Annotated in this window: 23 protein-coding genes; 14 read left to right on the plus strand and 9 right to left on the minus strand. The window is 37.3% G+C overall.

Annotation, left to right across the window (positions count from 1 at the left end; translation table 11 throughout):
* Positions 1-51: 51 nt before the first annotated feature.
* Both xseB and xseA read right to left on the minus strand, forming a co-directional pair.
* Complete coding sequence (xseB, locus tag D9K81_RS04480) at positions 52-246, minus strand: exodeoxyribonuclease VII small subunit (protein WP_106984856.1); 195 nt, start codon at positions 244-246, stop codon at positions 52-54.
* Positions 243-1,520 (minus strand): exodeoxyribonuclease VII large subunit, encoded by a 1,278-nt coding sequence (gene xseA / locus D9K81_RS04485; RefSeq protein WP_120373982.1) that lies wholly within the window; start codon positions 1,518-1,520, stop codon positions 243-245. Before xseA ends, xseB begins: the two co-directional genes overlap by 4 nt.
* Positions 1,521-2,137: 617 nt before the next feature.
* Between xseA and D9K81_RS04490 the strand changes: the two genes are divergently transcribed.
* The 4 genes from D9K81_RS04490 (at position 2,138) to D9K81_RS04505 (ending at position 4,540) form a co-directional block, all read left to right on the plus strand.
* Complete coding sequence (locus D9K81_RS04490) at positions 2,138-2,497, plus strand: roadblock/LC7 domain-containing protein (protein WP_120373983.1); 360 nt, start codon at positions 2,138-2,140, stop codon at positions 2,495-2,497.
* Positions 2,498-2,564: 67 nt separating this feature from the next.
* A complete protein-coding gene (locus D9K81_RS04495; protein WP_121523130.1) occupies positions 2,565-3,545 on the plus strand; it encodes a hypothetical protein in 981 nt (326 codons plus the stop codon).
* A gap of 9 nt (positions 3,546-3,554) precedes the next feature.
* On the plus strand, positions 3,555-4,094 hold the full coding sequence (locus D9K81_RS04500) for a GTP-binding protein (protein ID WP_120373985.1): 540 nt from the start codon (positions 3,555-3,557) through the stop codon (positions 4,092-4,094).
* A gap of 17 nt (positions 4,095-4,111) precedes the next feature.
* Complete coding sequence (locus D9K81_RS04505) at positions 4,112-4,540, plus strand: roadblock/LC7 domain-containing protein (protein ID WP_120373986.1); 429 nt, start codon at positions 4,112-4,114, stop codon at positions 4,538-4,540.
* 175 nt (positions 4,541-4,715) lie between these two features.
* Here D9K81_RS04505 and D9K81_RS04510 read toward each other — a convergent pair whose 3' ends face one another.
* Both D9K81_RS04510 and D9K81_RS04515 read right to left on the minus strand, forming a co-directional pair.
* A complete protein-coding gene (locus D9K81_RS04510) occupies positions 4,716-6,011 on the minus strand; it encodes a Y-family DNA polymerase (RefSeq protein ID WP_120373987.1) in 1,296 nt (431 codons plus the stop codon).
* Between the two features lie 16 nt (positions 6,012-6,027).
* Positions 6,028-6,657 carry a LexA family protein gene (locus tag D9K81_RS04515; protein WP_120373988.1) on the minus strand — a complete coding sequence of 210 codons (630 nt, stop codon included), beginning with the start codon at positions 6,655-6,657 and terminating at the stop codon, positions 6,028-6,030.
* 279 nt (positions 6,658-6,936) lie between these two features.
* Here D9K81_RS04515 and D9K81_RS04520 point away from each other — a divergent pair, with 279 nt between their 5' ends.
* The 7 genes from D9K81_RS04520 to D9K81_RS04550 all read left to right on the plus strand — a co-directional run bounded on the left by D9K81_RS04520 (position 6,937) and on the right by D9K81_RS04550 (position 14,450).
* Complete coding sequence (locus tag D9K81_RS04520) at positions 6,937-7,140, plus strand: hypothetical protein (RefSeq protein WP_121523132.1); 204 nt, start codon at positions 6,937-6,939, stop codon at positions 7,138-7,140.
* Between the two features lie 137 nt (positions 7,141-7,277).
* The gene (locus D9K81_RS04525; protein ID WP_407923621.1) at positions 7,278-7,682 is read left to right on the plus strand and encodes an I78 family peptidase inhibitor; all 405 of its coding nucleotides are present in this window, start codon (positions 7,278-7,280) and stop codon (positions 7,680-7,682) included.
* 111 nt (positions 7,683-7,793) lie between these two features.
* Positions 7,794-8,153 carry a hypothetical protein gene (locus tag D9K81_RS04530; protein ID WP_120373991.1) on the plus strand — a complete coding sequence of 120 codons (360 nt, stop codon included), beginning with the start codon at positions 7,794-7,796 and terminating at the stop codon, positions 8,151-8,153.
* Positions 8,154-8,338: 185 nt separating this feature from the next.
* Entirely contained in the window at positions 8,339-8,608 is a 270-nt protein-coding gene (locus D9K81_RS04535) for a hypothetical protein (protein WP_120373992.1), read from the plus strand.
* Positions 8,609-8,905: 297 nt separating this feature from the next.
* Complete coding sequence (locus D9K81_RS04540; RefSeq protein WP_120373993.1) at positions 8,906-11,545, plus strand: bifunctional aconitate hydratase 2/2-methylisocitrate dehydratase; 2,640 nt, start codon at positions 8,906-8,908, stop codon at positions 11,543-11,545.
* Positions 11,546-11,733: 188 nt separating this feature from the next.
* Positions 11,734-12,492 carry a hypothetical protein gene (locus tag D9K81_RS04545; RefSeq protein ID WP_120373994.1) on the plus strand — a complete coding sequence of 253 codons (759 nt, stop codon included), beginning with the start codon at positions 11,734-11,736 and terminating at the stop codon, positions 12,490-12,492.
* 941 nt (positions 12,493-13,433) lie between these two features.
* On the plus strand, positions 13,434-14,450 hold the full coding sequence (locus D9K81_RS04550; protein WP_121523134.1) for a helix-turn-helix domain-containing protein: 1,017 nt from the start codon (positions 13,434-13,436) through the stop codon (positions 14,448-14,450).
* A gap of 8 nt (positions 14,451-14,458) precedes the next feature.
* On the opposite strand, the gene D9K81_RS04555 is transcribed toward D9K81_RS04550, so the two are convergent.
* The 5 genes from D9K81_RS04555 to D9K81_RS04575 form a co-directional block, all read right to left on the minus strand.
* Positions 14,459-15,196, minus strand: a complete 738-nt coding sequence (locus tag D9K81_RS04555) for a fimbrial biogenesis chaperone (RefSeq protein WP_120373996.1) — start codon at positions 15,194-15,196, stop codon at positions 14,459-14,461.
* A complete protein-coding gene (locus tag D9K81_RS04560) occupies positions 15,193-16,515 on the minus strand; it encodes a fimbrial protein (protein WP_120373997.1) in 1,323 nt (440 codons plus the stop codon). Before D9K81_RS04560 ends, D9K81_RS04555 begins: the two co-directional genes overlap by 4 nt.
* 3 nt (positions 16,516-16,518) lie before the next feature.
* Positions 16,519-19,122 carry a fimbria/pilus outer membrane usher protein gene (locus tag D9K81_RS04565; RefSeq protein ID WP_120373998.1) on the minus strand — a complete coding sequence of 868 codons (2,604 nt, stop codon included), beginning with the start codon at positions 19,120-19,122 and terminating at the stop codon, positions 16,519-16,521.
* Positions 19,123-19,129: 7 nt separating this feature from the next.
* Positions 19,130-19,888, minus strand: a complete 759-nt coding sequence (locus D9K81_RS04570) for a fimbrial biogenesis chaperone (protein WP_120373999.1) — start codon at positions 19,886-19,888, stop codon at positions 19,130-19,132.
* Positions 19,889-19,998: 110 nt separating this feature from the next.
* Positions 19,999-20,535 carry a fimbrial protein gene (locus D9K81_RS04575; protein WP_120374000.1) on the minus strand — a complete coding sequence of 179 codons (537 nt, stop codon included), beginning with the start codon at positions 20,533-20,535 and terminating at the stop codon, positions 19,999-20,001.
* 915 nt (positions 20,536-21,450) lie between these two features.
* Between D9K81_RS04575 and dmeF the strand changes: the two genes are divergently transcribed.
* From dmeF to D9K81_RS04590, 3 genes are all read left to right on the plus strand, one after another.
* Positions 21,451-22,425, plus strand: coding sequence for a CDF family Co(II)/Ni(II) efflux transporter DmeF (gene dmeF, locus D9K81_RS04580; RefSeq protein ID WP_120374166.1), 975 nt, complete (start codon positions 21,451-21,453; stop codon positions 22,423-22,425).
* 364 nt (positions 22,426-22,789) lie between these two features.
* Positions 22,790-23,281 carry a hypothetical protein gene (locus D9K81_RS04585; protein ID WP_120374001.1) on the plus strand — a complete coding sequence of 164 codons (492 nt, stop codon included), beginning with the start codon at positions 22,790-22,792 and terminating at the stop codon, positions 23,279-23,281.
* Between the two features lie 290 nt (positions 23,282-23,571).
* Positions 23,572-24,174, plus strand: a complete 603-nt coding sequence (locus D9K81_RS04590) for a nitroreductase family protein (RefSeq protein ID WP_120374002.1) — start codon at positions 23,572-23,574, stop codon at positions 24,172-24,174.
* The last annotated feature ends 102 nt before the right edge of the window (positions 24,175-24,276 follow it).

The following is a 24,276-nucleotide window of genomic DNA, read 5'->3' on the forward strand; positions in this document are numbered from 1 at the left end:
ATCCTAGGATTACTTTTTTATTTTGCAGTGTATGTACGCCGTTTACATACTTTATTCTTTGAACGTTTCATTGAGTGCATTTTGAACGGCGTCTACACGTGATTTACAAGCTTTATAAGCTTGCATAGATTCTTCAACAATTTTCATCAAATTATCAATATCTGGCTCTTGTTGCGATTCAAGCAATTCAGCATTTTTCTTTAAAACATCATAGCCTTGCTTAAAGCTGATTGATTCATTACTCATAGTAATACTCCCGTATGCGGGTGAATATGGCTCAGTTCGGCATCTACAATGCCATCCTGAAGTTCAATTTGAATAGGCTGTGAGGCCTGAAGTTGTTCAACGCGACTAATACTGTGACCATCTTGGCGAATAACGGCAAAACCTTTAGAAAGCACAGTGCGTGGGTTTTGAAGTAGGGCTTCACGCATTAATGCTTCAACTTGATGTTTGGCAAATTTCAGTTGCTGGTTGGCATAGTTTTCAGTCAAGCCAATGAGCTGCGTGAGTTGCTTGTTAGCATCTTGTAGCTGGCTTTGTGCAAGCGTTTGAATTAGGGTTAATAATTGGTCATTTTGGCTTTGATAGAGGCTAATGTGCTGTTGTGACATGAGTTGAATACTTTGTAGGTATTCATTCACTTCTTGTACGCGCTCTACAATATGGTTTCGAATACCAGCGATTACTTTACTTGGCGTATCAAAAGAACGATGCGCAATTTCATCTAAAATTGTACGGTCTTTTTCATGACCGATGCCGACCCAAATAGGAACACTACGTTTACAAAGTAAAGCTGCCAAGTCATAGTCATTTAAATAGGCTAAATCATTCACCGCACCGCCACCGCGAATAATTACGATTAAATCGGGAGCAGTGTCGTATTGGCTCGCCCATTGCCTTAACCCTAAAGCCAAAGCATCTCGAATGCTTTGTGGTGCTGTATTTCCTTGAAAGGTCGCATAATGGTAAATAAATTCACAGACTTGGGCCTTCGATAGCGCATCGGCATCTTTTTTAAAGTCGCCTAAGCCTGCTGCATTTTCGGGTGCAATAACCAACACGCGCTGAATATCAAATGGGGAAGCTAATCGTGTATTACGTTCAATCAGACCTTCTTCTGTTAATTTAACCACGATTTGTTGATAGCGTTTGGCTAAGTCACCCAGCGTAAAGCTAGAGTCAATTTCTTCTACATTAACGGAAAAGCCATATTGCGGATCAAATCGGGCACGAACCTTAATAAGCACATTCAAATCACGACTAAGTTCGATGCCACTTTCTTTTTCAAAAGTACCAACAATTTTTGAGGCTGTAAATTTCCAGATGGTGGCTTTACAGCTGGCGATCACTTTGTCGCTATCTGGATCTTTTTCTGCCAGTTCTAAGTAGTAATGACCGCCTTTGATGTTTAAATTACGAATCTCTGCCTTAACCCATACGGCATCATCAAAAGTCAGTTTGATGACTTCTTGAACTGCTGATAGATAGTCGCTGAGTGAGAGCTGTAAATCGGACATGTGAGCTTGAAATACATTTCATGAAATTATTCATTAAAGTATAGAGGCTTTATAGTGATTACAAAACAGCGATTTTGTTCATAATCTAGCTCCTTGATGAGAGCGTTTGTAGGAGATAGATATGCTATTCAATCAATCTTCTTATGGAATCAAACAGCGATAGTGTGTTATTTAATGGTCATTTATGCCAATAGCTAAATAAAAAACAGGCAAAATATACTGTTTTTAAAAGGAATTTATGATTTATTTCTGGTCAATTTGGTATTAAATGCCAGTCGTGGTGTCTGTTTTTGTCAATATGGATTGATGATGTGGTGTTTGGATAAGTCGATTTGGATTAAGACGCTAAAATAAAAAACAGTAAGCTAGTTAACCTTTTTTTTGAATAATGTCGAGGCGAAAAGATCAATTCGCTTTTATATTAAGCAACATTTTTTATTGCTGAATAGATTGGAATTGATGACTCATTTAGCCTAGATAAAACGATCATTTTTTTAGCTTTTTTATGATGTTGAAAAGATACAATTTGCCAATGCTTGCTCTAAATGATGGTGCTAATTTTTATGTGATAATTTATGTTCATAAGAAATTATCCAATCATAATTGGGGAATGAAAAATGGCTAAAGTTTCTTTAGATTTACTATTGGAAATTGATGGTTTTATTGCAAGCGCACTCGTTGATAGCGAAAGCGGTTTAGCACTCGCTACTCAAGGCAATAACACAATTGATTTAGAATTGGCAGCTGCTGGTAACACAGAAGTTATCCGCGCTAAGCGTAAAGTTGCTCGTGCACTTAATCTCAATGATTCTATTGAAGATATTCTAATTACACTGGGTAAACAATACCATTTGATCCGTCCATTGGACTCAAATGAAACATTGTTCCTGTATCTTGTATTAGATCGCAGTAAAGCAAATTTAGCGATGGCACGCCACGAGCTAAAACACTTTGAAAAAGAGTTAGATTTCTCTTAATGTCATAAAAATAAGGTTATTACTCAGGTAGTAACCTTATTTTCTAAAATATATGAAATGAATCATCATGAATAAATCAATTTATATTTCTATATTTGGTTTAAGTCTCTCCACCATCAATGATTTAAAAAACATCATATACTCTCATTTTTTCAATCAATATCAGATTCAATGGACACATATCACTGATACAAGATTGCAACTATTGTTAATTAATGATGATTTTGCAGATATTGATCATGTTGAGAAAATAAGTAAATCCAATATACAGATTTTAAAATTAAAGAAAAATCACGATTGTTCAGGTGAATTAATTGATGAAACACTCTATCTGCCAGTAAAGTCGCCAGAAACTTTATATGATTGGATAGAACAAGCTTTAGATAAAGTGAATATGGCTGTTATTGCACAGACAGCTTCAACTCTAGGCTTTGAAAATGAGCACCGAGTACCTAAAAAAATTTCTCATCAAGCGCTGGCAAATGCCTTCCATAAGGTGCATGAAGAATATGCAGGTATCCGCCATTTTGTGCTTGAGAATAATCAAAATATCATGGCTTGTTTTGACTTGAAAAATAAAGAGTTTTACCAAAACCCTGAGTTTAATTTCATCGCAGAAGGTCATTTTGATATTGTGCCAGCAAATCTGAATACGGTGGTGCAGTTTAAGAAATATTTTCAACGTAAAGAACTGAGCCATGGAATTTGGCAGTTTATTTGGGATCATGCGCCAGACCATGTCCCCAACTATGGCAATGCCTATAAATTGCAACACTGGCCACAGCCATCTTTATTAAAACAGCGCACTGAGCTACTCAAAATATCGGCCTATTTAAGTAAAGGCTGTACTGTGGCGTATATCCATGAAAAAACCAATATCAGTGTACATACGATACATCGTTATCTATATGCCTGTGATATTGCTCAAATGATGGAAGAAATTTCAGTTACAGAGTCGCTTGATGCTGTCGCTGTATCTGTAGAAATTCAAGAAGTAAGTAAAGTGCGTAGTTTTTTCAGCAGTCTACGTGCAAAGCTAGGTTTATAGTGAAAGTTTATGATTTTACAGCAGTATAAAGTTGTATTTGCGGGAACCATGGGTGCGGGTAAAAGCGAAGCGATTAAATCATTATCTAATGTAGACGTGGTTTCTACTGAGGCGATGAATACGGATACAGCATCGCATACTAAAATGTTCACCACCGTAGGCATTGATTATGGGGAGTTAATTTTAGACGATGGCACCAAGGTTGGTTTATATGGCACACCAGGCCAAGAACGCTTTGATTTTATTTGGAATACGATATGCAATGGTGCATTGGGCACGATCATTTTAATTGATAATAGTCTGGCCAATCCTATTGAGCAACTCAACTTTTATTTAGAACGTTTTAAACCGGTGAGCGACAATATCATTATTGGCATTACCCATTTAGATGTGAAATCTCCTTATACCGCTTCAATATACAGAGAGTGGGAACAAAAGAATAAAGATGTGAATTATCCGCTTTTCTTTATTGATGCCCGTGAAAAAAATGATGTGCTTTTACTTATTGAAGCATTGATTGCCAACGCAGAAGTTCGATTTTCAATTTAAATATTTAAGGTAAAAGTATGTTAGCTCATCAATTGAATCGTCAAGCACCAGAGGCGCTTGTAGAATATGCTCATGGCCATCTTCATGCATTGCTGAGAGACATTTCAGAAGTTGAATTTACCATGTTGTGTTCTACTGACGGTTTTGAACTCACTTCAGCCTCTAAAAAGCGTATTGAGAATGCAGGTAAATTGGCTGCAGTGAGCAGTTCTATATTGGCGATGGTGCAGGCTTTTATGGGTGAGATGAATTTGGAAGGTTGTCAAAGCTTAACTTTGGATGCTAATAATGGCAAAGTGGTATTAACCGCAATTCCAAATGCCAAATATCCGATGGTTTTGGTGGTGCTAACATCAAAGAACGTACTTTTAGGTCAGCTCCTATATTCTATCAAGAAAATAGTTGAGGCAATTAGCCAAAAAACTGAAATTATCACTCATTGTTAATGTCGTCCTGCTCTGTAGACCCATGTTTTCTAATGTATTGATTATTTAGATGAGACCAATTTCCTGATAGTGGCTTTACAGCTGGCAATTATTTTGTCGCTGTCAAGCTATTTTGATTTTAGTGTTAATCATCACAATTGTCTTTGAGGTGTAATTTTTCAGATATCTTTAAAGACTATTTGACCCTTAAGAGTTCATTCCAGTTGCTTAAATAAGCAGGAGAGCAATGGTTTTGTTTCATACGCCATGTGGCAGCATCATCTTGGGTGAGACCAATAGAAACAAAGTGGTGGCCAAATCTTTTATGAATATGATCTAGCGTATCGGACAGTTTGGCACGGTCTTGGCGATGTGCTTGATCACAAAATAAATCAGGCACAAAGTTTTGCTTGGGCTGTAACTCCAATAAAACCACGCCTGCTTTTTTATATTTAAAGCCCGCTTTAAATATGTGTTCTGTTGCGTACGTTGCTGCTTGTGTAATGCTAAGCAAATCATCGGTATGTTCATTGAGTGTAATAGCGATATAAGGTGCGTATTTTTCACTATTGCCAAAGCGTCCAGTTTGAATAAATACACCCACCATACGGCATAAGGACTGATCTTCTCTTAAGCGTGTGACAGCACGAGCAATATAAAGCCGTATGGATGCTTTAATATCTTCAAGTTCATAGATGGGTTGTCCATAAGAGCGACTGCTAATAATCTGATGTTTAGATGGCACGTCCTGTTCGATGTCTATGCAAGATATACCTTGCAGTTCACGCACCGTTTTTTCCATAACGACGCTAAACAGCCTGCGTATATCTTTGGGATTGCTTTCAATTAAATCTAAAACACTAAAAATACTCAGCTGATTTAAGGATTTGTGGTGCTTACGTCCAATCCCCCAAATCTCATTTACAGGCATTTGGGCCAGTAGTTGTTCTGAGGAGCAAGGATCCATAGTGACTAAATTACAAACACCATTTAAGTGAGTCTTTTGCTTAGCAATATGATTCGCTATTTTTGCTTCAGTCTTTGAGCGTCCAATACCAATGCAGCAGGGAATCCCCAACCATTTGTTTACAGTTTGAATAATTTTTTGCCCATATTCAGTGAGGTCAAATAAACTTTCATAGGCTGTAAAATCTAAAAAGCATTCATCAATCGAATAAATTTCACGTTCATCTTCACTCACAAACTGCCCTAAGATGTTCATAAAACGTTTAGACATTTCGGTATATAAACCGTAATTACTCGAGAGTACTTGCACATTGTGTTGTTGAATTAAGTCTTGAATCTGAAATACAGGTACAGCCATTTTAATGCCCAAAGCTTTGGCTTCTGCGCTACGCGACACCACACAGCCATCATTGTTGGAGAGCACAACAACAGGTACATTATTTAATTTTGGATTAAACACACGTTCACAGCTGACGTAACAATTGTTCACGTCGACTAACGCAAATATTTTATTTTCGGCTTTCATAGGTAAGCTCTATCGTTTACAGACGTTTATAGAGCTGTTTAAGATTGAACGTTACTACGCCTTGAATGCTAATGGTTTGTGAGTCTTCTGGGATAATATGCGCATAAGCAGGATTTTCTGCTTTTAACCACATTTTAGGTAGGACTCTCTCGGGATCGCCAAAAATATCTGCAATTTCATCTTTCGACATTTTTGCACTAATCATAAGGCGCTTTAAGGTGATTTCGCGGTTATCTATGAGCGCCACCACAATGTCACCATGCTTGGCTTCTAAACTGCGATCCACTAAAAAGGTGTCGTTAATTTCAAAGCCTGCATTCAGTAGTGATTCACTGTCTACATGTGCAATAAAGGTAGCTAATGGATTAAGCACCAAATAATCATTTAGGTCTAAAGCTTTTTCAAAGACATCTTTGTTAGCAAAAGCAGGCCCAGCAGGGATTCGTTCTAGTGCTACAGGAAGTTGAATGTTGGATGTACGTTTGATAGCTTGTATGTTTAGATTTGATTGCAAGAACGCATCGTTAGGATCTTGCTGTTCGAGCAAAGCATTAATCGTTGGACTCGGCTTGCCATGTTCGCCCATAAGCTGTTGTAAAGACGACCAAGCCTGATCCGAAAAATAAATCGGCAGTTTTTTTGACATATTTGCTCCTACGCTACGAGGCGTGTTTGAAGAAATTTCTCTTTTTAGCATAAGGCTTGCTTAGTTCGATTTTCAAATTTTAAAAGCCTTAAAAATCAATAGCACGTCAATTTAGGACGTTTAAAATAAAGCATATTGAGGCTATGGATGAGCTTTAATACTGGCTTTAAGATGAGAATAATCAATAGTAAAGGGCAAATACTCATTGAAAATCGATAAAGCCATACTAAAAGTATGTGTATATTGAAAGGCAGTACTTTTTTATTTGAGTTCAGGACTATGTCAACTAAATTTACGCTAAGATTTGCAATGATTTTATTGTTTGTACTGTTATTTACAGCAATCGCCATTCATTTCTTCTTTAATCCAGGTGCGACGGTTATTCTTTGGATTTTTGCAATGCCAATCATTTTAGGTGTGCCTATTCTATCTTCTGTGGTTTTGGCGACGAATGAAGAGCTGGATATTCATTCGGTAAATTAAGCGCTGTTTTTCAATGTTTTTTATAGAGTTGTGTAAGCTTTGCAACAAAGCAGATTTAGCCTTGAAATAACTGTTAAGTTAGAGATGAAAGAAAAATGAAGGACAAATCAATGAAAAATATTGTTTGGATAAGTTTGATGGTGGCTGGGCTTGTAGGTTGTGCGACGCCTAATAACCAAAGCACAGTGCCAAAAGTGGGGATGACTAATCCTGCAAGCCAATATTGTGTGGATCAGGGCGGAAAGCTTGAAATACGTAATGAAGGTCATGGTCAGGTTGGATATTGCCATTTAGCGAATGGCAGCGTTGTTGAAGAATGGGCACTGTTTAGGTCGAGTCAGTCCACTTGTTCAGCTGAAGACGCACAACGTTTAGTTGGGCAGGCCAAACTTTCTGAAGATCAAATTAAAGCCTTAAGTAAAGCTCAAATTGTCCGCATGGTAAAACCAGGGCAACCAGTTACTATGGATTACCGTGTAGAGCGTGTAACCGTAACGATTGATCCAAATACTCAAAAAATTACGGCAGCCACTTGTGGTTAAGTGAAAGTCTTCAAAAAGCCCGAAAGGGCTTTTTGTTTGGTGGAATGCACTCATTATTTACATGACAAAAGCCAAGCGATCTTTTATATTGCCTGTCGTAAGGAGAAATTCATGAAAAAGTTACTCGCTTTATCTGTTTTGGTGGCTTTGGCTGGCTGTGCTGAAAAGAAACCATTAACACCTGAAGAGCAATGGCATGGTTACTGTCGTAGTGTGGGTAATGCTGCACGTACGGTAATGTTAGATCGTCAAAATTCGATTGAAAAAGACAAAGCTGTAGAACATGCTGAAAAAATTGAAGATGAAACGACGAAAAAGTTTTTGATCAGCATTATTGATGAAGTATATGCTTTGCCTGAAGATGCCATTAAAAATGATGTAGAAGCTTCACGCGAAAAAATTCGTGCTGAGTTTACAGAAAAATGTATTGCAACACCGCATGATGAAATGCCAGATTACAAACCATTTTAAGTTGTAGTTTGACCAAAAAACCGCTCGCATTTGAGCGGTTTTTTATTGGCATTAATTACGAAAACTACAAATAGCCTAAGCATAAGATGATCACAAATTGTCACAAATCCTATTTCTGAAATATAGAAAAGCTTATCTTTTTAATGAATAATGATTTTAAGGGTCCGCATTAGAAGGAGTAGCAAATGGATGTTGTTGGCTATATGAACCATGCAGATTTACTTTTAGAAGATGAACAGGGTGTTGTAATTATTGGGCGCCTAAACTATGTACTCAGTATAGGCGATAAGGTTTATTTTAAATCTAATGTTGAACAGGGAATACAGCGCTGTGAAGTAGACATTTCCTTTGCAAGTAATCAGCACTGTGGCTTATTTGAAGACCAATGCCAAATTAAATTTAGTGGCAACCGTACAGAATTAAATCAATATATTTCCTTAACTACAGTACACTAAGGTGTAATATCCATGCTTAAAAAAGATAGGCAACATTTAGTTGCCTTTTTTTACGGGGTGAATTTCATTTCAAAGTTAATATTTGCGTAAAAAGCATGCAATAAGTGTTGAATTTGATTGTGGATTAAACAAAACCAGCACCATTTATTTACAAAATAATGGGCATCACAAAGAAACACTTTAGTTGCATTAACTTTTAACTGGAATTTTAGTAAAATTTAGAAGTCCATATTGCTTGTGAAGCTTTATACAAAGCAGGAATTCGCGAGTAATTTTTTAAAAAAGAGGAATAACACCGTGCTAGAAGCTTACCGCCAACACGTTGAAGAACGTGCCGCACTCGGAGTCCCACCGAAGCCACTTGATGACGCTCAAACAGCTGCATTAGTTGAATTATTAAAAAATCCACCAGCGGGCGAAGAAGCATTCTTAGTTGATTTGCTTGAAAATCGTGTTCCTGCAGGTGTTGACCAAGCTGCTTACGTTAAGGCTGCTTTTTTAGCTGCTTTGGCTAAAGGTGAAGCGACTTCTCCACTTGTAACTAAAGAACGTGCGGTTTACCTACTAGGTACTATGCTTGGTGGTTATAACGTTGCTCCTTTAGTTGCTCTTCTTGATGATGCAGAGCTTGCAGAACTTGCAGCGGATGCACTTAAGAAAACTCTTCTTGTATTTGATGCGTTCCATGACGTTGCTGATAAAGCAAAAGCGGGTAATGCAAATGCACAAGCAGTTATGCAATCTTGGGCTGACGCTGAATGGTTCACTAGCCGTAAAGACGTTCCTGAAGAAATCAAACTTACAGTTTTCAAAGTAACTGGCGAAACAAACACAGACGACTTGTCACCTGCACAAGACGCTTGGAGCCGTCCAGATATTCCATTGCACGCAAATGCAATGTTGAAAAACGAACGTGATGGTATTAACCCTGAAAAACCAGGTGAAGTTGGTCCATTAAACCAAATTAAAGAACTTGTTGCGAAAGGCAACCAAGTTGCTTATGTTGGTGACGTTGTTGGTACTGGTTCTTCTCGTAAATCTGCAACTAACTCTGTACTTTGGTTCTTCGGTGACGAAATTGCTCACATCCCGAACAAAAAAGACGGTGGTTACTGCTTAGGTTCTAAAATCGCTCCGATTTTCTTCAACACAATGGAAGATGCTGGTGCATTACCAGTTGAAATCGACGTTGCGAACATGAACATGGGCGACGAAATCGTTCTTAAGATCGATCACGCTGCTGCTAAAGTTACTGCGTTCAAAGATGGCGCGCAAATCGCTGAATCTGAACTTAAAACTCCAGTTCTTCTAGACGAAGTACGTGCTGGTGGTCGTATCAACTTAATCGTTGGTCGTGGTTTGACTACTAAAGCGCGTGAAGCTCTAGGTCTTGCTCCATCTGAATTGTTCCGTACTCCAGTACAACCTGAAAACTCTGGCAAAGGCTTCTCTTTAGCTCAGAAAATGGTAGGTCGTGCTTGTGGTCTTCCTGAAGGCCAAGGTGTTCGTCCAGGTACTTACTGCGAACCTAAAATGACGACTGTTGGTTCTCAAGATACAACTGGTCCGATGACTCGTGACGAACTTAAAGACTTAGCTTGCTTAGGTTTCTCTGCGGACCTAGTAATGCAATCTTTCTGTCACACAGCTGCGTATCCAAAACCAGTTGACGTTCAAATGCAACACACGCTTCCTGATTTCATCATGAACCGTGGTGGTGTGTCTTTACGCCCAGGTGACGGTATTATTCACTCTTGGTTAAACCGTATGCTTCTTCCAGATACTGTAGGTACTGGTGGTGACTCACATACTCGTTTCCCAATTGGTATTTCATTCCCAGCGGGTTCTGGTCTTGTAGCATTCGCTGCGGCAACTGGTGTTATGCCATTAGACATGCCTGAATCTGTTCTTGTGAAATTCAAAGGTAAAATGCAACCTGGTATCACTCTACGTGACCTAGTACATGCGATTCCTTATGTAGCGATCCAAGAAGGCGACTTAACTGTAGAGAAGAAAGGTAAGAAAAACATCTTCTCTGGTCGTATTCTAGAAATCGACTTAACAGAAATGGAAACTGACCTTACTGTTGAACAAGCATTCGAACTTTCTGACGCTTCTGCTGAACGTTCTGCTGCTGGTTGTGCGATTACTCTTTCTGAAGAGAAAGTTGCTGAATACCTTAAATCAAACATTACAATGTTGAAATGGATGATTTCTGAAGGTTATGGCGATGCTCGTACTATGGCGCGCCGTGTTGAAAACATGGAAAAATGGTTGGCTAACCCATCACTTCTTAAAGCTGATGCTGACGCTGAATACACTAAAGTGTATGAAATCGACCTTGCAACAATCACTGAGCCAGTTCTTTGCTGTCCAAATGACCCAGATGACGCGAAATTGTTATCTGACGTTCAAGGCGTGAAAATTGACGAAGTATTCGTTGGTTCATGTATGACTAACATCGGTCACTTCCGTGCAGCTGGTAAACTTTTAGACAAAGTTCCTGGTGGTTCTTTATCTACTCGTCTATGGTTGGCTCCTCCAACTCGTATGGACGAACGTCAATTAATGGACGAAGGTTTCTATAACATCTATGGTAAAGCTGGCGCTCGTACAGAAATGCCAGGTTGTTCATTATGTATGGGTAACCAAGCACGTGTAGCTCCGAACACAACTTGTGTTTCGACTTCTACTCGTAACTTCCCGAACCGTCTAGGTCAAGGTGCTAACGTTTACTTAGCTTCTGCTGAGCTTGCTTCTGTTGCTGCTGTACTTGGTAAATTACCAACTCCAGCTGAGTACCAAGAATATGCTGCTCAAATTGATAGTATGTCTGCTGACATCTACCAATACTTAAGCTTTGACAAAATGGAAGCGTACACTGACGCTTCTAAAGACGTTGATACTAAGAAAATTGCTGCTGCTCAACTAAGCTAATTTATTGAGAAATAAATTAAATTGAGTCAAAAGTAAGGGCTGAGTAATCAGCCCTTATTTTTTTTAAGAATATAATAGGATTTATGTACAAAATCATAATATATGTATAAAAATTTGATGTTTGATCAACTTGATCTAGAGTTAATTATAAAAAGTATATTTCATATTATAGAATAATTGGAGTAGTAATGAAGCACTTAATTATAGAACAATGCTATATGTGCAGTGGGATTGGAAATACGAGTGAGCATGTTCCACCAAAGTGTATTTTTCCTGAAATTAAAGATATTGGTCAAGATTTAAGGAAAAACTTAATCAAAGTACCATCTTGTAGAAAGCATAATAATTCTAAATCTGGTGAAGATGAATTTCTATTAGTTTTTTTGGCATCTTATTTTTTTAATAATGAAATAGGTTCTCAACATCTTAGAGGTAAGGTTTCTAGAACTTTGGTAAGGAGTGCTGGTAAGCAAATCAGGGAACTATTTATAAACAAAGGGAAGCTGAAAGAGATAAAAATAGATCATCACAATAGTATTATTTTTGGTACTCCAGATTTAAAGAGATTATCTGATATATTTGAAACAATTGCTTATGGGCTTTACAGGCATCACTTTAAGCAGAATTTTGATGGGGAAATAAAAGTATATTTTGAATCATTACTTTACAATGATGAAAATTCAAAAAAATTCAACCAATTTATAGTTGAAAAAATAACTAAAGAAGTTGAAGGAGAAGATATATTTGGACGAAATCCAAAGGTGTTTTTTTATCAAATTTCAAAGAAAAGTGATGAAAATATTTTGGGATTGAGGATGTCATTTTACGAAAACTTTAATGTACTTATTGCATACAAAAAATCATCAAATATAATGTATGATGCATGGATTGGTATTGCTGATACAGTATATATAACAACCCCTAGTGGAGATATTAAAATTAGATAAGCAGATTATGGGGATAAAACTTATAGTTATAGAATTCTAAGGTTTTATAAAAATAAGATTTTTGAATTTATTATCTTTATACTATTTGTTGCAAATTTAAAGTAGCTCATTCAGTCATAATTTAAATTATTTGGTAAAAATACCCAAATAATATTGCTTACTCTGTATAAATGTTTTCCTCAACAGAAGCCTAATCAAAGACTAAAGTGATAGCTTTATCTGTGTCGGGAAAGGTGAAATATAATCTTTCACAATAAAATAAATATTTTATTTAAAATCATTAGAATATGATTATTATGTTGGTGAAATAATATAGATATATAGAGAATAAATTGAACTTTTGATATTTTTTTGATTAAAAAATTATTTAATTTTTATTAATTCATATATTTAATTGGTATTAAATGTAATATATTTATTATTATTTTAAGTGGTTTTAAGAATACAAATTAGTGTATTTTTATCTTAAATTTTTATTAATTTAAGAGTTTTTCACGTCCATTTTTTTTGCTATTAAATTTCTATAATCTATCTATAAGTTGCGTGAATTAGCTATTTCGTGAAAAGTGGAATAAAAAATTATTGAGTTTCAGGTCGTTAAGATGCGTGATTTTTTCGATAAGTGGTAAAAATATAGATGAAAAATAATGCAAATATAAGGTTAATTTGTATACAAAAATTGCAACTTTAGTAAGTTGAAATAGAGAAAAATTATACAGAAAAAGCAAGAGAGAAAAGTAAATAAAAATTACTTAATTGTTTAATTTTATTAAATTTATTTAATAATAATCTGTTTTTTATTATAATAGTTTCATTAGTCAAAATATCGCTTCATAAATCCATAAAATAATTAAGGGTTTATGTGGAGCTTGACGCCAGAAGGATTTTTATCAATTAAAAATCTTAGAGCAATGCTTGTAATGAAATTCAGGGGGAAATGAATGAAATCATTTCTAAAAACCAAAAGTGTGGGTAGCGGTATGGCACACTTGTTAGATTTTTTTTGTGAGAAAAATCATTTAAGATCTCCAGTAAAACATATTTATCATATTGATGATCGAATACCATTAAACAGATGGTTTAAAAAACTAAAGTATGTAGATCAACAATATAAACAAGATGGTTTAGGTTTAGATATCGCATCATTAAGTAATGCCAGCTATATAGGTATTAGCGCTTATCTTGCAACTTCATGTAAAAACCTATCTAGTTATATTGGCATGCCAATTCAGTATATTTCGATTTGGTATGACTATATGTATAAAGAGGTTTATTTCTCAGATGATGAAATTATTATTTCTTGGGGCAAACCTGCTTATTACCGTGCCAATATTTTTGTGCGTGAAACAGCAATTTCTGAAGAACTTCAAGTAGGCATTATTTTTCAAAGAGTGAAGCAAATTACGGGGGAAAACACGAACGTGTTTAATCGCGTGACTTTAGCGATCCCAAAACCTAAAAATACGCGTAAATACGAAGAATATTTTGGTTGTCCTGTTATTTTTGATGCTGAACTCACTTCATTTCATATATGTAAACATGTGATTGAAATGCCACTTAGTAGTGAAGATCCTGTTTTATTTGAGTTACTCAAAAAGCAGGCAGAAGAAATGATGAAGAAAATGCCCAAAAATTCAACATTTTTAGAAAATGTGAATCAGGCAATTATAAAATCAATTAATCTTCAAGATCCAAAGATTGGTACTGTTGCGGAATATTTAAATCTGAGCTCACGTTCATTGCAAAGTATGCTCAAAGAGCAAGGCGTCACATTTCAAGATTTACTCAACAATGTACGTTTGAATTTAGCTCAAGAATATTTGAGTCAGAGTGATAAAAGCATTATTGAGATTTCAAATCTGTTGGGCTATCAAGAACAGACGTCATTCAATCGCGGATTTAAAACATGGACAGGCCATAGCCCAATGCGCTGGCGTGACCTGCATAATCAAAAATAAAACTTGAGCTATTTGAGAATGGTTGAATAGTGATGAGAATTTCCTGAATCATCAATTAACTGATATTTCAAAATATTGGTAGGTGATTCAGGGTAATGTAAATTTTGTAGTGTATAAGCTTTGGTTGAAAATGGCGCTAAAATGTTATCTTCTTCATGAGCAATTTTAGAAACAGCCTGATCATTAGAAATGCTTAAATTGGTAAAGTTTAAATAATACGGTGTCGGATTTTTTAGTTCTAATTTTAAAGCTTTTTCATTGTGAATGAGTGTTTGTTGCACTTGTTGTTGCAGTTCATCTACGTTGTAGTCTTTTAAACCCTCAGGTCGATAGAAAATCTTCATTTGGGTGTTCATGGCCAGATTCAAATATTCATTTGCTGGATTATCTTTTTTAACAGCAGGAATTTCGTATAAATTCAGCCAATACAGTGACTCACGATCTGCTGGAAGTGTCATACCGTTATAAATAATGCGGATGCCTTTATTTTCCTTAGCCGATAATTTAAATACGGGCGGAAGTACTGCAAATGGCGAATTTTGAAATTCTGGCCCAGTGTGTCCATCATCCACCCATATCTGTGTCAAAACAGGGTAGCTATTGGTATTCGCCAATATCAGACTTTTTTCATTACTATTTTGTTGGTAAATCACGCGGGTTGCAGATGCCAGTAAACCAGCATGAGAAATCCCCGCGCAACAAAGCGCAGGGATAAATATCATAGAAAATTGAATGAATTTATTCATTGGACTTTCACCACTACAGTTGCGGATGCTTTGACTTTTCCTGGTTTTGGATCTTCATTGGGCAACTTTTGCAAAATAGCTCGGTATTGCTGCATATAGCTGGTATAGCCCGCTTGCTGTGAACCTGTTTGAGATGGATTACCATCTAAAACTGGATACCAACCTGCAGATTGACCACCGCCACTGATAGCATATTGATTTAAAAAAAGCATATCAGTCTGTGTATTGGCATTTTGCAATTTAATACCTACGCCTTTAGCAGATTGAGTATTTGTATAATCATCTGAAATTAAATAATTACTAGAGCCATTAGCATTGGTCAAGTTTAAATTTTGTGCATTTACATAGGCTGAATTTGATGGTTGAAAGCCAATAGCGACTTGGTCCGTTGCAGTGCCTGAAACTGCCGTATTACTACATTCAATTTCTACATTAAATTGAGCTTCGGCTGTTGCACCACTTCGGAGTTGTGCCGCTGCAATAGATGGAAAGTTGACGGTTGGTGTTGCATTACGCGCTACACAAGTTTGAGCTTGAGTTAAGGTCGATGAGCTTGTATTTAGACCATAACCAATACCGAAACCAGCCCAGAAGTTAAAGCTACTATTGGAATCTGCACCTTCTTTATCTGGTGTCCAGCCATAAAAGGTGACATTGCTGTTACCACCGAGCTGGATATACGCACTCGGCTGATTGCAGGATGTATATGAAGCCGTCGAATTTGACAGTAGACCACGTTGATAAGTTCCGCTTTTAATCATGTTGGTATTACAAAATGAACCACGACTATAATAAGGCAATGAGCTCACTTTATATAAAGTGGCCTCCAAGGGTGGAATATCCATTAAGCGTATTTCTGCTCTGCCATTGACCAAATTGTAGTTTTTGATATCCAAGCGTTTCCAATAACGTGAAAATACGACGTTATCCATAGATTGTTTTAAGCCAACATATTGCCACCATGTTGCATAAACACCAGCTAAACCATCAGCTACACCAACTTCGACGTGGCCACCAAAAGGTTCATCGCCATTGGTTGCCACCAAAAAATAGGCATTTGCTAAATCTGCCTCGTCACAAGTCCAAATGACTGTAGAGGGTGCAATACCGCGATGTGAAGGTGGCACAACCGTATGACCGAGTACTGTACCTACAGGCTGAAGATAAGCTGAACTTAAATTTAAGGCGCCAAAATTTAAAGGTGTTGCATAAGAATCCGACGCATTCAGCGCTGTGTAGGTTCGCTCGCATCGCGCATGTGATGCTGTTGCTACAATGATAGATATCAGCAGTAGGAATAATTTGAATAGCTGTTTCATATTTTAGTTCTCAATTTTGCAAATTTCATTTAAACGTACAAGCGGTTCATTTATTTGATCTTGAGGAATTTGATAGTCAATAGAACAGCGATCTTCGGCTTCATCGCCCCAACTTACATAGACTTTTCCAGTAGTATTAGTCGCTCTTAAATAAATCTGTCCGTTTTGTCCTGCAATACCAATGCTTTCGTTTTCAGTATTCATGACTTCTGCACCTAAAGGAATAGCAATACCATTTTCTAATTTGCTTTGGATGAGCATGGCATGGCCCTGACGAGTCGAAAAATTAACTTTGACTGCAGCGCCAGCGTATGGCGCAATTTTTGCGTCACCTACTTGCAATTCTGTTTTTGCCGACATGCCTTCAGGGTTCAGTGCAATAGTGTTGTAACGATAAGGGGTTAGGGCAGGAACCAGTGCAAAACCTGATTTGTTAATTTTGGTACCTTGCGCATTTAATACATGAGCACCATGAGCATCTTTAGCTTCAATCAGCGCAAATGTTTCACTTAAATATGGTCCAAAAGTTAGACCGCCACTATGAATCGCCAAAGCACCTTGAATGTTGGCAGAAGCTTGCCAGTATTGGTCACCTTTAGAGGCTGTAAGTGCTGTGCTCGCATAGTTGAAACGTTTATTTAGGCCAGCATTCCATACATTGACATTGGATTGGTCATCATAGCTGACACCTACGCTATAACTTAAGTCTTTAACGGCTTCAATATCGCCTTGTAGGCTCGCTTGATAGCTATTTTGATCTGAGCTACCGTTATAGTTTAGTAGCAGGTCGCGTGCGAATTTGGTTTTTTGTAGTGGTATGCTGACAGAAAGTCCAAATGTTGTTTCATTGTCGTTTTTAAAGTCCTTGTTGAACTTCCCAATTGCAGTGTCAGCATAATTTAGGGCAGCTGTTTTTTGGCGTGATGCTGAGAGATTCAGGCTCACACCATTGTTGAAAGTTTTGCCATAGCCGAGCTGAAATTGGTAATCATCTGGTTTGTCATCACGGTAGCTAGATGCTGAGCCCGATACATACACCATGCCTAAATCCCCAAAAGACTGATTTAGCATTACTGTTGCGCGGGATTGTTCTTTGTAGGTTGCAGACTGATATGAACTGCCATCATGAACAGAATCACGTAGTGCAATAACGTCAGATAAGTCTCGGTAGCCTTCAGTTGAAAAACGGTAACCCGCTAAAGCGACAGTTGTATCTGTCGACTGAAAAGTTTTGCTGTAGTTTGCACCGAACATCCAACCTTGAACATTACCTTCGTTGGGAACTTTGGCGTGCGAATATGTCATTTCTGTACCAAAAGCGCCTAGCTGATTGGTATAGGCAGTGCCGAGCATTGCTGCTTGATAGCCTTCAGCGATACGCAGACCATTGTTGAGCGTAATCGCATTATTTAAGCCATATTGTGTAGTGATATTGGTAAAATCTGTATCTTCCCCAATACCACGGGTACGACCGATATCAATATTATATTTAAACGCACCCTGACGAACGGATTCGGGTACAGCTGAAAAGGGAATACGGAATTCAGAGCGACTACCATCAGCTTCAGTAACCACCACATTCAAATCGCCGTTATAGCTAGTTGGGTATAGATCCGAAATTCTAAATGGGCCAGGTGCTACCGTAGTTTGATACAGTTCACGACCATTTTGAAAAATAGAAACTTTGGCGGTAGTTTTGGCCGTGCCTTGAACTACAGGCGCGTAGCCACGCATAGAGTCAGGTAGCATACGGTCATCTGTGCTGAGGTTTACACCGTTATAGCTGAGGCCTGAAAAAAAGCGACCTGAAGATGTCAGCTGTCCTGCAGAAAATTCACTTTGAATAGATGCAATTGGGCGTTTGACATAACTACGAATGTTATTCCATTCGGTATGAGCATCGTTGCTACTTAGGCTGGATTGCTGGCGAAATTGCCAGTTGCCAAAGTTCACGCCACCATTGAGTGATACATAAGCAGAATCTTTTTGATAGCTTTGGCCAAGGCTGTCAAAATTATTGTGATAGTAATTGGCATAATAGTTAACGAATCCAATGCTTTCACCACTGTTAAGTTGGGCAGGTGGCACATAGCCACGTGGTATTTGCTTGATTAAACTTTGTGGAATACTTAAATCTAGGCGCAGGCGTGCTAAATCGAATTGGCTACTACCAGCGCCGACTAAGCTCTCAAGCGTACCGCAACGGTCAGCTGGTGCATTCTGAGTTAAAATAGAAGCATTTTGGAGTTGCTCAATTCGAAAACACGGCTGTACCTGATGTGCATCAGTTTCAATAAAGCGTACGCTGGCATTTTCGATGAACTGATTATTCACATAGATATCAGCTTTATAAATGCCGGGAGTGATGTCACTGCCTTCACTTAAGCGTTGCAATGCTTTTTGATTCATTTTTGAGCCACGGAAAAATGCGCTGTCGAAAATCAGCTCATCTTGTTGTTGCGTGGAAGCCTGAGTTTCTGTCTGTAGGGATGCAGGTATAGTTGTTGTGGTATTCGCATAGCTAAGTACAGGAACAACGCTGACAAGACCGAGCAGAATAGGAAGCTGAGGCAAGAAATTTGAATAAACGCATGGCATTGAACGCATGGTGGCATTACTCCTGTTTAGGACTTAATTCATTTGCGACCGCAATGCCATAGTCATTAATTAAATTCAGACTTATTTTTGCATTCGCTGTGTTAATGTTTTGCATAAATACAGGCCATTCAGCAGAACTGAAGGGTGCAATCATTTTATTTTTTTGGATCACTGTGCTTTTGCCAGCGCTAGTAATACTTAGGTCAGCAAAGCTTGCATAATAAGGACTGTTGTTATGCAACTGAATTTTAGAATTTGCACCGTTTCCAACCCATTGATACTGAATATGCTTGCCCATCTCATGTGATGGATAAGCTAAGCGTTCTGGTCTGTACAACACCTTGACGCGGTTTTTAAAGACCACCATTAATTTATTTTTGTCAGCATCTGTACTTTTAGTCGCAGGAATTTCAGAAAAATTCATATAAAAGATACTTTCCCGATCTTGCGGTAAAGCAGATTTATCTTCAGTAAAAATTAGGCGAACCATTTGCCCTTGATTAGGCGCAGTTTTGAAAATTTGCGGACTTGCCATAATAGGCGCATTTGCAGTATCGGGTGTCGAAGACTCATCACCATTGTCCAGCCAAACCTGAACGATATTTGGATTACTGTCTTTATTTTGCAAATGTACAGTTTTTTCATTTTGCCCAGCGGGAAAAATGACACGAGTTCCTGTCATGACAACAGACGCTTGGGCTGTTGCACTGAAGAGGACTGAAAAGCTAAGCGCCAAAGCGCTGATGGAGAATAATACGTTGTTTTTAGACTTCATGAATGCTTACTCGTGCTGATGAAAAAAACGCTGCTACTGAAGTAAAAGCAATAGCAGCGTAAGGATTGGCTAGTGAATTTTGGCTTTAAGCCTTTTTCTTTTTATTATTCTTAGTTGTAGCTTAAAGTGTACTCAGCTACTGCTGTTACAGCACCCGCTGTTGCTGCATCTTCAGCATAGTATTGCGCGCCGAACTGATGTGTTGCAGATGTTTCACCAGCGTTTAAAACTAGACCATTTACTGCGGTTACGCCGTTAAGTTCTACTGGTGTTTGGCCTGCAGCATCAGTTGTTAGCTGAATAGAAACGTTTTGCGCTGCATTTGCTTCTGCAATGTTTCCTAAGTTGCCTGTAGCAGTCACGTTATGGCCTAAGAATTTAGTGGCAATTTCAACGTCTGCTGTGTCAACTTGGCAGTCTTCAACACTGATTGAAAAAGGTGTTAAGCCTGTTTTCATACCTGCAGCTGATAATTCAGCAGATGGTACTGTAGGTAATAAAACAGTAGAATCAGTCTGACCATTAATAGATGCTTTACACGTTTGATCAGTTACTTCACCTTGGAAAGTCACTGTTGGTGCAGCTAAAGCCGCCACAGGAAGCGCTAAAGATAAAGAAGCAACAAGAATTAGTTTGTTAAGTTTCATGATACATACCCTCTATGATTTATAAAATTAAATGTGAAATGAAAAAAGTCATTTCTCTGTAATACGAGAGTATTATCCAATTAATATTTAAGTGATTCTTAGCATATTAAACAGCTAAAATTGTCAATTCGCGCAAGGAATTTGGTTTTTTAAGAAAGGCTTTCTATTGATTAAAATTAATCAATTGACTTTAAATGCATTTATAAAATTTATTTAACTATTCAATATTTTTGATGAAAATATATAAATTCTTTTTTTAATAGATTTGTTTCATAAATCATTTTTACTCAGTTCCAAAAGGCTTGGTTACACAAAGCTTTGAAAGACGCAGCAATCTTAGTTGAGCTAAGTCCAAGTAAGAATTTGAGCGTGACCTATTTATGTATGCTTATTCAATACAGCGACAGGCGCGTGAATCTCATTCACCTGACTAGAAAAAATTGTTTGCCCTTTGATTATTTTCAATAACTCATTCCTCTATAGACCTTGCTTACAGATCTTTCCAAGGCTTGGCGTTCTTCCTTAGTGGAATGATGGCATTTGTATTTTGATCTTAAAAATGGTGTGTCTGGAGTGCTATGTGTCATGAGCATCATCTATATAGGGTGTGGTGCTATCTGATCTATTCGGCATACTTATTAGACTTTAAACAAAGTCTGTAAGCAGCCACAGAGAGTCGAAATAGAGAATTGAGTCTTTACATCAAACCAAATTGAAATGTTTCAATGACTAAAAAATTAAATTCAATCTAGTTAATAAATCAAGTTTTGAATATCCGACCCCATTAGGTATGCATTGCATTCGACACTCATGAAACTGAATGATCAGCGATTTTTTATCTATAAATTATCACGAGGGATAGAAATTATTTTTGAATTAAATATACTATGGGGGAGTATATTTGTAGCCAAAAAAATGCAATATCTAAATAATGTGAAAAGTAACCATACTCATCAATTTGATGAGGGAAACCCCTTAGCGCAAAAGAAAATTTTAATTGCCACGATCCTGACGGGTGTGATGATGGTCTTTGAAGTTTTTGGTGGCTGGTATTTTAATTCAATGGCTTTGCTGGCAGATGGTTGGCACATGAGTTCACACATGTTGGCTTTGGGGTTGGCTTACTTTGCATATCGTATGGCGCGTAAATATTCGCAAGATCAGCGTTTTTGTTTTGGTACATGGAAGATAGAAATTTTAGCGGGATATTCGAGTGCAATTTTACTCATGGTAGTTGCGTTATTGATGGGCGCACAATCTATAGAGCGTATTTTTAATCCTGTAAATATTCATTATAACGAAGCGATATCTATTGCAGTCATTGGTTTAGTGGTTAACTTTGTCTGCGCTTGGTTATTGCATGATAGTGGGCACAACCATCACCATCATGAGCACGATCACGGCCATGCACATCATCACCATGCTGAAGATGAGTATCATCATCATGATTTAAACCAAAAAGCAGCGTTTTTACATGTTGTAGCTGATGCAGTAACATCTGTTTTGGCCGTCATTGCATTGATTGTCGCGAAGTATTTTGGTTGGGATTTTTTGGATGCGGTACTGGGAATTGTCGGTGCATGTTTAGTGGCTCATTGGTCTTGGGGACTCATTCGTGAAACAGGAAAAACTTTGCTTGATGCTGAAATGGAGCATCCCGTCGTTCAAGAAATTCAAGAAGTGATTGAAGATTTAGATCATCAAATTGTGATTACGGATCTTCATGTATGGAAGGTGGGGAGGGGCAAATTTTCTTGCATTCTTTCATTAAATCAAGGTACTCAAAACATCAGTGCAGATGAAGTCCGTCAAGCGCTGTCTGTACATGAAGAAATTGTGCATGTGTCTGTAGAGATTAACCAAAGTAACAGGCCACAAATAGCGGTATAAAAGTAGATGTATAAGCAGGTTTATATCCTACTTATTTTTATATGCTTAATTGAGTGGATGATTGGTACTTCACTGATAAATTTTCTTAAGTTCTGTGAAGAAAGAGAATAGAGAAAAAGCTTGAGATATAAAATGCTCGAAGAACTCATTTAAGCACTTTAAACTATGCTTAAGTTAGCTAACGAGTACATATATGTTACGGGGTAGCAACGTATCTTTAATATTCTAGTGAGCATTGAATAAATCCCTATACTTGATAAAATGCTGGCTTGTTTCTGTTTTGAGCTTTATTTAAGTTTTACATTTGATGGTGTAATTCAAAAATAAAATATAAAAAACAGTGTTTTAATTAAAGGTTGTTTAAATGTTTGATATTTATTTAACAGATGTAAAAAAGAAAGTTCAATTTAAGGATTATCCTGGTGAGCACCCTGTTAAATTTGTTTTAAATTTCAAGAAAATTTTTCCAAGTGTTATGGAGCTTATGCTTCCTGTATTGCCTGAAAATGAAAACTTGGAAGAGATGTCTTGGGAGTCGACTACGGCTGATTTTGAAACCTTTAAATTATTGTTAAGTGGTTGGGGTGTAATTGAATTACGCTTGAATGCGATTGCTCAATACAAAGACCGCAACTATGCAGATAACCTTGTGAAACAAGCACAACAAAAGCGTAAAGACTTCTCTAAATCACAGCCAATGTTGTCGACAGTTGAGCTTGATTATCTGTTTATGCATGAAGTACACGGTTTAATCGATGCTGAACTCATAGAATTAGGCGAAAAATTCTACCTACCAACACTTCGTGATTTGTGGAAAAATAAAGTTTCGGCAAAAGTATTACAAGCAAATTTCTAAGTATTGTATTTTGCGTTGATACGCACTGAAGGAATTTGACAAATTTTAAAAAGCCTCTCCATTCGTAAGGGGCTTTTTTTACGTATATATCCGATTTAGACATTTAAATATAAGAAAATATGCGTAAAAATTTGAACAACTGGTTAAAATTTTGGCAAAACATGATAGTAAATGGAACTATTTTTGCATAATGTTAGGTCCAATAATATGCCGTTCAGCTGAGCTTTTTATATCATTTCAATGAATCTCGGCTTACTTCACTTTCTAATCTGTTCAAAAGGAAAAAATAGATGTCAAATCAGTTTTTAGATTTAATTACAAAACGTCGCACCATATATGCAATTGGCAAAAATGTAGCGCAAACACCTGAATATTTAACTGATTTGATTCAAAACACTATCAAGCAAAGTCCGTCTTCATTTAATTCTCAGTCTTCACGCGCAGTGATTTTGTTGAATGCACAGCACGAAAAATTTTGGGGCTTTGTTGCAGATGCTTTAAAAGCCTATGCAAAAGACGAAGAAAGTGCGGCTAAAACCACCGCTAAAATGGCTACCTTTGCAGCAGGTATAGGTACAGTTTTATTTTTTGAAGATGTAGAGACGGTAGAAGGCTTACAAGCGAAGTTCCCATCTTATGCAGAAAACTTCCCAATTTGGGCAGAACACTCTACTGCAATTGCACAATTTGCAGTATGGACAGCTTTACATACGGAAGGTTTAGGAGCGTCTTTGCAACATTACAACCCTATTGTAGATGAGCAAGTTCATGCAGAGTGGGGCATTCCTGCACATTGGAAATTACGTGCGCAACTCGTTTTTGGTTCTGTTGAAGGTGAAGCCAAAGATAAAGGCTATATTGATGATGCTACACGCTTTAAAGTATTTCAATAAATCTGGCTTTGGCACAAATACTGTATTTAGATAAAAAATCCCCCAATTAATGGGGGATTTTTTTATACCTCAAGTTTAATAAGCGATAGGAAAACTCAATTA

The sequence above is a fragment of the Acinetobacter chengduensis genome (genome assembly GCF_003664645.1).
Taxonomy (GTDB): Bacteria; Pseudomonadota; Gammaproteobacteria; order Pseudomonadales; family Moraxellaceae; genus Acinetobacter; species Acinetobacter chengduensis.

What these genes read in the sequence shown, in the direction of transcription:
- D9K81_RS04550 (WP_121523134.1), top strand. Translation starts at nt 13,434, where the DNA reads ATGAAATCATTTCTAAAAACCAAAAGTGTGGGTAGCGGTATGGCACAC.
- D9K81_RS04535 (WP_120373992.1), top strand. Translation starts at nt 8,339, where the DNA reads ATGGATGTTGTTGGCTATATGAACCATGCAGATTTACTTTTAGAAGAT.
- D9K81_RS04565 (WP_120373998.1), bottom strand. Translation starts at nt 19,122, where the DNA reads ATGCGTTCAATGCCATGCGTTTATTCAAATTTCTTGCCTCAGCTTCCT.
- D9K81_RS04500 (WP_120373985.1), top strand. Translation starts at nt 3,555, where the DNA reads ATGATTTTACAGCAGTATAAAGTTGTATTTGCGGGAACCATGGGTGCG.
- D9K81_RS04545 (WP_120373994.1), top strand. Translation starts at nt 11,734, where the DNA reads ATGAAGCACTTAATTATAGAACAATGCTATATGTGCAGTGGGATTGGA.
- D9K81_RS04510 (WP_120373987.1), bottom strand. Translation starts at nt 6,011, where the DNA reads ATGAAAGCCGAAAATAAAATATTTGCGTTAGTCGACGTGAACAATTGT.
- D9K81_RS04515 (WP_120373988.1), bottom strand. Translation starts at nt 6,657, where the DNA reads ATGTCAAAAAAACTGCCGATTTATTTTTCGGATCAGGCTTGGTCGTCT.
- D9K81_RS04505 (WP_120373986.1), top strand. Translation starts at nt 4,112, where the DNA reads ATGTTAGCTCATCAATTGAATCGTCAAGCACCAGAGGCGCTTGTAGAA.
- D9K81_RS04555 (WP_120373996.1), bottom strand. Translation starts at nt 15,196, where the DNA reads ATGAATAAATTCATTCAATTTTCTATGATATTTATCCCTGCGCTTTGT.
- D9K81_RS04490 (WP_120373983.1), top strand. Translation starts at nt 2,138, where the DNA reads ATGGCTAAAGTTTCTTTAGATTTACTATTGGAAATTGATGGTTTTATT.
- D9K81_RS04520 (WP_121523132.1), top strand. Translation starts at nt 6,937, where the DNA reads ATGTCAACTAAATTTACGCTAAGATTTGCAATGATTTTATTGTTTGTA.
- D9K81_RS04570 (WP_120373999.1), bottom strand. Translation starts at nt 19,888, where the DNA reads ATGAAGTCTAAAAACAACGTATTATTCTCCATCAGCGCTTTGGCGCTT.
- D9K81_RS04495 (WP_121523130.1), top strand. Translation starts at nt 2,565, where the DNA reads ATGAATAAATCAATTTATATTTCTATATTTGGTTTAAGTCTCTCCACC.
- dmeF (WP_120374166.1), top strand. Translation starts at nt 21,451, where the DNA reads ATGCAATATCTAAATAATGTGAAAAGTAACCATACTCATCAATTTGAT.
- xseA (WP_120373982.1), bottom strand. Translation starts at nt 1,520, where the DNA reads ATGTCCGATTTACAGCTCTCACTCAGCGACTATCTATCAGCAGTTCAA.
- xseB (WP_106984856.1), bottom strand. Translation starts at nt 246, where the DNA reads ATGAGTAATGAATCAATCAGCTTTAAGCAAGGCTATGATGTTTTAAAG.
- D9K81_RS04525 (WP_407923621.1), top strand. Translation starts at nt 7,278, where the DNA reads ATGGTGGCTGGGCTTGTAGGTTGTGCGACGCCTAATAACCAAAGCACA.
- D9K81_RS04585 (WP_120374001.1), top strand. Translation starts at nt 22,790, where the DNA reads ATGTTTGATATTTATTTAACAGATGTAAAAAAGAAAGTTCAATTTAAG.
- D9K81_RS04560 (WP_120373997.1), bottom strand. Translation starts at nt 16,515, where the DNA reads ATGAAACAGCTATTCAAATTATTCCTACTGCTGATATCTATCATTGTA.
- D9K81_RS04590 (WP_120374002.1), top strand. Translation starts at nt 23,572, where the DNA reads ATGTCAAATCAGTTTTTAGATTTAATTACAAAACGTCGCACCATATAT.
- D9K81_RS04575 (WP_120374000.1), bottom strand. Translation starts at nt 20,535, where the DNA reads ATGAAACTTAACAAACTAATTCTTGTTGCTTCTTTATCTTTAGCGCTT.
- D9K81_RS04530 (WP_120373991.1), top strand. Translation starts at nt 7,794, where the DNA reads ATGAAAAAGTTACTCGCTTTATCTGTTTTGGTGGCTTTGGCTGGCTGT.